The sequence below is a fragment of the Phenylobacterium sp. genome (genome assembly GCF_030651755.1).
GTDB lineage: Bacteria > Pseudomonadota > Alphaproteobacteria > Caulobacterales > Caulobacteraceae > Phenylobacterium.
Map to the genome: position 1 here is coordinate 34,123 of NZ_JAUSBZ010000017.1, position 8,296 is coordinate 42,418.

The 8,296-nt window shown below is 68.4% G+C and carries 9 protein-coding genes and 1 pseudogene; 5 read left to right on the forward strand and 5 right to left on the reverse strand.

The genetic code is table 11. From position 1 onward, the window contains the following. Positions 1–14 precede the first annotated feature (14 nt). Positions 15–1,169, reverse strand: a complete 1,155-nt coding sequence (gene hemW / locus Q7V15_RS01585; RefSeq protein ID WP_304753272.1) for a radical SAM family heme chaperone HemW — start codon at positions 1,167–1,169, stop codon at positions 15–17. Next, positions 1,166–1,768: an RdgB/HAM1 family non-canonical purine NTP pyrophosphatase gene (rdgB, locus tag Q7V15_RS01590; protein WP_304753273.1), complete on the reverse strand. Its 603-nt coding sequence runs from the start codon at positions 1,766–1,768 to the stop codon at positions 1,166–1,168. The genes hemW and rdgB overlap by 4 nt, the downstream gene beginning before the upstream one ends. Positions 1,769–2,161: 393 nt before the next feature. On the opposite strand from rdgB, the gene Q7V15_RS01595 reads away from it, so the two are divergent. Continuing rightward, complete coding sequence (locus Q7V15_RS01595; RefSeq protein WP_304753275.1) at positions 2,162–2,692, forward strand: DUF2975 domain-containing protein; 531 nt, start codon at positions 2,162–2,164, stop codon at positions 2,690–2,692. 11 nt (positions 2,693–2,703) lie between these two features. After that, on the forward strand, positions 2,704–2,940 hold the full coding sequence (locus Q7V15_RS01600) for a helix-turn-helix transcriptional regulator (RefSeq protein WP_304753277.1): 237 nt from the start codon (positions 2,704–2,706) through the stop codon (positions 2,938–2,940). Between the two features lie 353 nt (positions 2,941–3,293). Here Q7V15_RS01600 and rph read toward each other — a convergent pair whose 3' ends face one another. Beyond that, positions 3,294–4,010, reverse strand: coding sequence for a ribonuclease PH (gene rph / locus Q7V15_RS01605; RefSeq protein ID WP_304753278.1), 717 nt, complete (start codon positions 4,008–4,010; stop codon positions 3,294–3,296). A 151-nt stretch (positions 4,011–4,161) separates the two neighbouring features. Between rph and hrcA the strand changes: the two genes are divergently transcribed. From hrcA to dnaN, 3 genes are all read left to right on the forward strand, one after another. Next, positions 4,162–5,229 (forward strand): heat-inducible transcriptional repressor HrcA, encoded by a 1,068-nt coding sequence (gene hrcA, locus Q7V15_RS01610; protein ID WP_304753280.1) that lies wholly within the window; start codon positions 4,162–4,164, stop codon positions 5,227–5,229. A gap of 14 nt (positions 5,230–5,243) precedes the next feature. Then, entirely contained in the window at positions 5,244–5,864 is a 621-nt protein-coding gene (grpE, locus tag Q7V15_RS01615) for a nucleotide exchange factor GrpE (protein WP_304753282.1), read from the forward strand. 129 nt (positions 5,865–5,993) lie between these two features. Continuing rightward, the gene (gene dnaN, locus Q7V15_RS01620; protein ID WP_304753284.1) at positions 5,994–7,112 is read left to right on the forward strand and encodes a DNA polymerase III subunit beta; all 1,119 of its coding nucleotides are present in this window, start codon (positions 5,994–5,996) and stop codon (positions 7,110–7,112) included. A gap of 9 nt (positions 7,113–7,121) precedes the next feature. Here the strand turns inward: dnaN and Q7V15_RS01625 are convergent, their stop codons facing one another. Further along, entirely contained in the window at positions 7,122–7,760 is a 639-nt protein-coding gene (locus tag Q7V15_RS01625; protein ID WP_304753285.1) for a pentapeptide repeat-containing protein, read from the reverse strand. A 44-nt stretch (positions 7,761–7,804) separates the two neighbouring features. Further along, a pseudogene (locus Q7V15_RS01630) lies at positions 7,805–8,296 on the reverse strand (5-methyltetrahydropteroyltriglutamate--homocysteine S-methyltransferase); the annotation flags it as partial.

Sequence of the window (8,296 nt, forward strand, 5' to 3'; positions counted from 1 at the left end):
AGCAAGCGTCGCCTTCAGACCAACAGTTGTCGCACCACATGGTCAAGCAACAGCCGCCCAGCCGGGGTGGCGCGCAATCTAGAGTTGTCTTCTTCCAGCAGGCCCGCTCCCACAAGGGCTTTGATCCGATCATGTTCCGGAGACAGGCCCAGGGGCGCCACTTCTACGAAAGTGACTCCTGGCCAGATACGCAGGCCACTGATCACCCGCTCCTCGGCGGCGGCGACCGGCGAAAGGGGTTCAAGGTCCACAAAGCCGCGGCCTGATTCGGCCACCTGACGGATATAGTCCGCGAGGCGCGCCATCGCCTCGGTGGCGCAGCGGACGCCCTCAACAGTTATCCGGCCGTGCGCCCCTGGGCCTGCGCCCACATAGTCGAGCCCCTGCCAGTAGACGAGATTGTGCCGCGAGCGGGCCGCCTCGCCGCGGGCATGGTTGGAGACCTCATAGGCCTCGAAGCCTGCGGCCTCCAGCACGGCCTGGGTGGTGTCATAGAGGGCCGCGCCCACCTCATCATCCGGCGGCGTAAGACGTCCCCGGCGCACGGCGCGGTCGAAGGCGGTCCCGGCCTCGATGGTGAGCTGGTAGGGCGAGACATGCTCTGCGCCATAGGACAGGGCTTCGCGCAGTTCCGCGCCCCAGGCCTCGGGCGTCTGGCCAGGACGGGCGTAGATCATGTCCAGGGACAGGCGCGGAAAGGCCTTGGCGGCGATCTCCAGGGCGCGGCGGGCGGCTGCGGCGTCATGGTCTCGGCCGAGAAAGGCCAGGGCGTCGTCGTCGAGGGCCTGAACCCCCAGGGACAGGCGACCGACACCGGCGTCAGCCAGGGCTACGAACCGGCGCGATTCGGCGTCCGTGGGATTGGCCTCCAGGCTGACCTCCAGGTCGGGGGCCGGGGTCCAGAGCCGGCGGGCGGCGTCCAGCACCTGGGCGACGGCGCCCGGCGCCATGAGCGACGGCGTCCCGCCGCCGAAGAAGACCGAGACCAGGGTCCGCGGGCCGGTCAGGGCCGCCTGGGCGGTCAGGTCATCGATGATGGCGCCGACCAGGGCCGACTGCTCATCCGCCCGGCCCCGGTCCCGATAGACGTTGAAATCGCAATAGGGACAGATCCGCGCGCAATAGGGCCAGTGGACATAGACCCCCAGGGGGCGCGCGGGGCGCGTCAAAGCAGGGCGGCCTTGAGCTTGGCGAAGGCCAGCGCCCGGTGGCTCATGGCGTCCTTGGCGGCCGGCTCCATCTCGCCGAAGGTCTCCCCTCCGCCCTCGGGCACAAAGATCGGATCATAGCCGAAGCCCCGATCGCCGCGGCCGGGGAACACCAGCTGGCCATCCAGCCGCCCCTCCACCACCAGGGCCGGGCCCTCATCCGGCCAGGCCACCGCCAGGGCGCAGCTGAACCAGGCGGCGCGGTCCTTGAGCCCCGTGGCCTCCAGCCGTTCCTCCACCTTGGCCATGGCCAGGGCGAAGTCCTTGCCCGGTCCCGCCCAGCGGGCCGAATAGACCCCCGGCGCCCCGTCCAGGGCCGCCACGCTTAGTCCGGAATCATCGGCCAGGGCGATCAGGCCAGACCCCCGGGCCGCGGCGCGGGCCTTCAGCAGGGCGTTGCCGACAAAGGTGGTCTCGGTCTCCTCCGGCTCGGGCAGGCCAAGCTCGCCAGCCGTCACCAGCTCGAAGCGGTTCTCCAGGATCGCCGCCAGCTCGCGGGCCTTGCCGGGATTGTGGGTGGCCACCACCAGCCGCGCGCCGGGGTCAAGCTTCAGGGCCATGGGCCATCCTTTCGTGAGACGGGGCGAACATAGGCAGCCCGGGCGCGCCGGGCAAACCGCCATCCCCATCGCCACGACGCGGCCGGGAGGGTGACAGTTCGTTCACTTCGTTACGACGATTTAATATCGATATTCGATAATTTTCTTGATCGAAAAACGGCATGCCCGTATCGACTAACGACATGGAGCACGGCGCTCCACGAACCCCTTCCCGCCCCCGGGCGACCCTGAATCAAGGACCTGAACCCATGCCCCGCTTCGCCCTCTCCAACGGTTTTGAACGTTTCGCCCTGGTCTGCGCCCTGTGCCTGGCCGTCCTGCCCATCGTCACCGTGGTCGCCGGCGCCGGCATCCTCTAGGCTGAGGCCGGGAAATAGGCGGGGCCAGAAAACCATGCGCGCTCTAGGGCCAGGCTCGGTGTCGAGCTTTCTGAAGATCATCCTCGACGTGGTCTATGTGGCCCTCTGGATCGGGGTCAGCGTCGTCGGCGTCCTGATGCTGGCGGCCCTGCTCTTCTCCTTCAATCCCGAGCTGCTGGCCGACATCGCGGTCACGGCTGGGGGAGAGGAGATCGAGAACCGCGGACCGGTGGTGACCCTCGGCCTGCTGGCCGCGGCGGTCTATATGGGCGGTATCCTGATCATCGTGGCCCAGCTGCGGAAGATCTTCGCCACCCTCACCGCCGGAGACCCCTTCCATCCGGACAATGTGCGCCGCCTGCGCATGGTGGGACTGATCCTGGCCGGGCTGGAGCTTGGCCGTTACGCCTTCTGGGCCCTGTCCAGCGCCATCCTGCCGGAGTCCAACGCCATGGAGCCGTCGCTCAGCCTGACGGCCTGGTTCTCGGTGCTGGTGGTCTTTGTTCTGGCCGAAGTGTTTCGCGAAGGCGCCCGCCTGCGCCGCGAAGCCGAACTGACGATCTGAGGAGCGCAGTCGTGCCCATTCGCGTGCTTCTCGACCGCGTGCTCCTGGAACGGCGCATGTCCCTGACCGAACTGGCCGATCGGGTCGGGGTGACCATCGCCAACCTGTCGATCCTCAAAACCGGCAAGGCCCGGGCGGTGCGTTTCTCCACCCTTGCGGCCCTCTGCCGCGAGCTCGACTGCCAGCCCGGCGACCTGCTGCAGTATGAGCCCGGGCCGGGGGATGAGGCTTTCGAGGAAGACGACTAGGTGTCCGCCAGGCGCAATGTTGCATTGCGACAACACATCGGTGTGATCTTGCGGCGCAACTGTCAGTTTTTCCCACTCAGCCGTTGCGAGGGCTAAGGCCCAGGCCTATGTGCGATGCAACATTTTGCACTGCACAAAGGGGCAGAACATGTTTGCAGCGATTGAACGCTTCCTGACCCGCTGGATGGCGCCGCTGGCCAATGAACTGGCCCGCATGCCGCCTTCGGCCCAGCGGGATCTGCTGATCGGCCTCTAAGGGCGAGCACCCTCAGAGCCTCCGCTTCAGGTTCGAGATATCAGAACGGCCGGTTGCGGACCCCCGCAGCCGGCCGTTTTTTCTTGGGTGATCGTCCTCAGCGGGCGACGGCGGCCAGCTGCAGGGCGAACAGTTCGTCCATCCCTTTCCGGGCCAGGCCGAACAGAGCGTCGAACTCGCCCTGGGTGAAGCCGCGCTTCTCGCCCGTGGCCTGGATCTCGACGATGTCGCCGGCCCCGGTGAGCACGAAGTTGGCGTCGGCCTCGGCGTCGGAATCCTCTTCATAGTCCAGGTCGAGCACCGGCGTGTCCTGGTGCACGCCACAGCTGACCGCGGCCACCTGGTCGAGAATCGGGTCGGCGGTGAGAACGCCTTCGTCCATCAGGTAGCGGGTGGCCAGGCGCAGGGCGACCCAGGCGCCGGTGATCGAGGCGGTGCGGGTGCCGCCGTCAGCCTGGATCACGTCGCAGTCGATGGAGATCTGCCGCTCGCCCAGCGCCTTCATGTCGGTGACGGCCCGCAGGGACCGGCCGATCAGCCGCTGGATCTCCTGGGTGCGGCCCGACTGCTTGCCCTGGGCGGCCTCGCGACGGCCCCGGGTGTGGGTGGCCCGCGGCAGCATGCCGTACTCCGCCGTCACCCAGCCCTGACCCTTTCCGCGCAGGAAGGGGGGCACCCCCTCCTCCAGGCTGGCGGTGACCAGGACCTTGGTGTGGCCGAAGCTTACCAGGCACGAGCCCTCGGCATAGCGGTTGACCCCGGTCTCCAGGGTCACGGCGCGCAGCATGTCGGGGGCGCGTTGAGAGGGGCGCATGGCGAGAACCTTTCCTGAGGTCGTAGGCGACGTGGTATCCAGGCCGCTGAAGCGCCGCGTCACTTGCGCGGCCGTGGCGCGCGCTTATCCTAAAACTTGAACCGCCCGTCCATGGGCCCTCGCAACAGGTGAAGGCTTCGGCCGCCAGAACGTGAACACACCACTGCTCTCCCGCGGGCCCTCGCTCGCCGAACTGGACGAGCGGGCGCGCGATATTTTTCGCCGCATCGTCGAGAGCTATCTCGACACCGGCGACCCCGTCGGCTCACGAACCCTGTCCCGGGGCGGCGTCTCCCTGTCGCCGGCCTCGATCCGCAACACCATGCAGGACCTGACCCAGCTTGGCCTGCTGGGCGCCCCCCATTCCAGCGCCGGACGCCTGCCGACCCATGCAGGCCTGCGCCTGTTCGTCGACGGCCTGCTGGAGGTGGGCGATGTGGGCGAGGATGAGCGCCGCCTGATCGAGACCCGCCTGCGGGTCCAGGGGCGCAGCTTCGAAGAGGCCCTGAACGAGGCCAGCGTCCTCCTGTCTGGCCTGGCCGGCGGGGCCGGGGTGGTGGTCACCCCCGTGCGGGACGCCGAGGTCAAGCATGTGGAGTTCGTCGCCCTTGGCGGAGACCAGGCCCTGGCCATCATGGTCTTCGAGGACGGGACGGTGGAGAACCGGCTCATGGCCCTGGGCGCGGGGGTCACCCCGTCCTCCCTGCAGGAGGCCTCGAACTTCCTCAACACCCGGGCCCGCGGCAAGACCCTGGATGACGCCCGCAGCGAAATCAGCCTGGACCTCGACCGCGCCCGCCGGGAGCTGGATCACAAGGCCGCGCGCCTGGTGGAGGATGGCCTGGCCGCCTGGGGCGGCGGCGATGGCGCGGAGCGGGCGCTGATCGTGCGGGGGCGCGCCAACCTGCTGGGGGACCGGGACGCCCTGGAAGACCTGGAGCGGGTCCGCATGCTGTTCGATGATCTGGAGCAGAAGGAACAGCTGATCGGCCTGCTGGACGGGGTCCGCGAGGCCCAAGGGGTGCGCATTTTCATCGGCGCCGAAACCCGTCTGTTTTCGCTTTCGGGTTCCTCCGTGATCGCTGCGCCCTATATGACGGGCCGACAGAAGGTTCTGGGCGCGATCGGCGTGATCGGCCCGACCCGCCTGAACTATGCCCGGATCATCCCCTTGGTGGACTACACCGCCAAGGTGCTGGGCCAGGTGATGAACGCGTAAGGAAGTTTGAGACCATGTCCGACGATCACACGCCGGCCGAGACCGAAGCCGTCGCCGACGCCGCCATCGAGATGATGGAGGCCCTGAAGGCCGAGAACGCCTCCCTCAAGGAGCAGGTGCTCCGCTTCGCCGCCGAGGCCGAGAACACCAAGCGCCGGGCCGAGCGCGAGGCCAATGACGCCCGGGCCTACGCCATCCAGAAATTCGCCCGCGACCTGCTGGGCGCCGCCGACAACCTGTCGCGGGCCACGGCGGCCGCGCCGTCCGACCTGGACGACCCGGCGGTGAAGAACTTCGTGCTGGGCGTCGAAATGACGGAGAAGGCGCTGCAGACCGCCTTCGAGAGCAACGGCCTGAAGAAGATCGAGCCCCCCCGCGGCGAAAAGTTCGACCCCCACAAGCATCAGGCGATGATGGAGCAGGCGGCGGCGGACGTGGCCGCGGGCGGCGTCCTGCAGACCCTGCAGACCGGCTACGAGCTGTTTGGCCGCATCGTGCGGCCGGCCATGGTGGTGGTCGCGGCCAAGGGCTCGGGCGCCGATCTGGCGCCGGCCGCCCCCGAAAGCGCAGGCGCCAATCCCTACGCCGCCAGCGAGACCGAGGAGGCCGGCGGCGCGGTCGACACCAAGGCCTGAGGCAGAAGCGACTTCTTGAGCCCCGCCAGGGCTTTCGCGGGCTGGCCAAATGAGTAAAGTCCCAAGTCCCCTCCACCCGGGGGGCGCTGGCGAATCGTCTCGCTGGCGCAGGGAGGTTCGGACGGAATCATGAAGCTGACGATCGAACGGGCGGCGCTCCTAAAGGCGCTGGGTCATGTGCAGAGCGCCGTGGAGCGTCGGAACACGATTCCGATCCTCTCCAATGTGCTGCTTTCGGCCGAGGGTGAGCGCCTGAGTTTCTCAGCCACGGATCTGGACCTCGAAATCACCGACGAGGCCCTGGCCCAGGTGGACCAGCCGGGCCAGATCACTGCGCCGGCCCACACCCTCTACGAGATTGTCCGCAAGCTGCCCGAGGGCGCCGACGTCTCCCTGAGCTTCACCGGCGAGGATCCGCGTCTGACGGTCCAGGCGGGACGTTCGCGCTTCAACCTGCCGGTCCTGCCGGCCGGCGACTTCCCCATCATGTCGGCGGAAGGGCTGTCGGCCCGCATCGGCGTCGATGTGAACGAACTCATCCGCCTGATCGACAAGACCCGTTTCGCCATCTCCACCGAAGAGACCCGCTACTATCTGAACGGCCTCTATCTGCACGTGGTCAATGATGGGGGCATTCAGAAGCTGCGCGCCGTGGCCACGGACGGCCACCGCCTGGCGCTGGCCGAAATGCCTGCCCCGGCGGGCTCGGTGGGCGCCCCGGGCGTCATCGTGCCGCGTAAGACCATTGGCGAGGCCCGTCGCCTGCTGGACGACGCCGGCGAACAGATTGACCTGCAGCTCTCGCCGCAGAAGGTCCGGTTCGAGCTGGGCGCCACGGCGCTGACCTCCAAGGTCATCGACGGCTCCTTCCCCGACTATGGCCGGGTGATCCCCAAGGACAACGACCGCATCCTGCGGGTCGACAACAAGCTGTTCGCCAAGGCCGTTGACCGGGTGGCCACCATCTCGGCCGAGAAGAGCCGCTCAGTGCGCATGGCCATCGAGCCCGGCCGCATCGTTCTGACCGTCCGCAATATGGAAGCCGGCCAGGCGGTGGAGGAGATCGAGGCCGACTATTCCGGCGAGGCCTTCGAGCTGTCCTTCAACGCCCGCTACATCCTCGACGTCACCGACCAGATCACCGCGCCGGAGGCTGAGTTCCGCTTTGGCGGCCCCAATGATCCGGCCCTGGTGCTCGATCCGGCGGACGGCGACGTCCAGTATGTGCTGATGCCCCTGCGGGTCTAAGGCCTGCGCCTAGACCACCTTCAGGCCCAGCCCGATGAGCAGTTGAGCCGCCTGGGCCTTGGAGATGAAGGCGCCCCGGAACCGGGCCGCATCCGACAGCCGCAGGTCGCCCAGGTCGGCGCCGCGCAGATCGGCGGCCTCGAACCGGGCGTCGGTCAGGTGAGCGTCGCGCAGATTGCAGTCGCTCAGCACGGCCTCGCGGAAATCGCAGCCGGCCAGGTCCGCGCCCTGAAGATCCAGGGCCTCGCACTCGGCCTTGCGGAAGCTCACCCCCCGCAGATAGGCGTTCACCAGCAGGCACCGGGCGAAGGTCAGGCCCAGCGCGCTGACCTCGCGGAACTGGGCGCCGGTCAGCTTGCAGTCGACCAGATGGGCCGCCGCCAGCCGCGCCCCGCGCCAGGCGGTGTTGTTGAGATCACAGGCCTCGAAGCGGGCCTCGGTGAGGTCGGCGCTGGCGAAACTGGCGTGGCCGGCCCGACAGCGGGCGAAGACGCATCCCGCCAGGTCCAGGTCCGAGAGATCAGCCTCCCCCAGGTCCCAGGCGACGAACCGGGCGGCGCCATGAGCCTCCAGGACCTGGGTCAGCGCCGCCCGGTCAGCGCGGCCCTGCGGTGGAGACGGCTCGAACAGGGGGGCGCCACGGGTCATGACGCACCGCTACCCAAGGCCGCCCCCAGCCGCAAGGCGCGAACCTACTGGCCCACCCGCCCCTGGGCCGCTTCGGCCCTCAGGCGCTGAGCCGCCTCGACCATGGCGGCCACGGCGGGCTTCACCTCGGCCCACCCCCGGGTCTTCAGGCCGCAGTCGGGATTGACCCACAGCTGCTCGGCCGAGAGGCGCTGGCCCGCCAGACGCAGCAGATCGGCCATCTCTCCCACCGCCGGAACCCGGGGCGAGTGGATGTCATAGAGGCCAGGCCCGATCTGGGCCGGATAGCGATAGTCGGCGAAGGCCTCCAGCAGCTCCATCTGCGAGCGGGCGGTCTCAATGGAGATGACGTCGGCGTCCATCTGGCCGATGGCGCCGATGATCTCGTTGAACTCCGAATAGCACATGTGGGTATGGACCTGGGTCGTCGGCGCCGCCACCGCAGCGCTGAGCCGGAAGCAGTCCACCGTCCATTTCAGGTGCTCAGCCTGTTGCGCCCGACGCAGGGGAAGACCTTCGCGCAGGGCCGCCTCGTC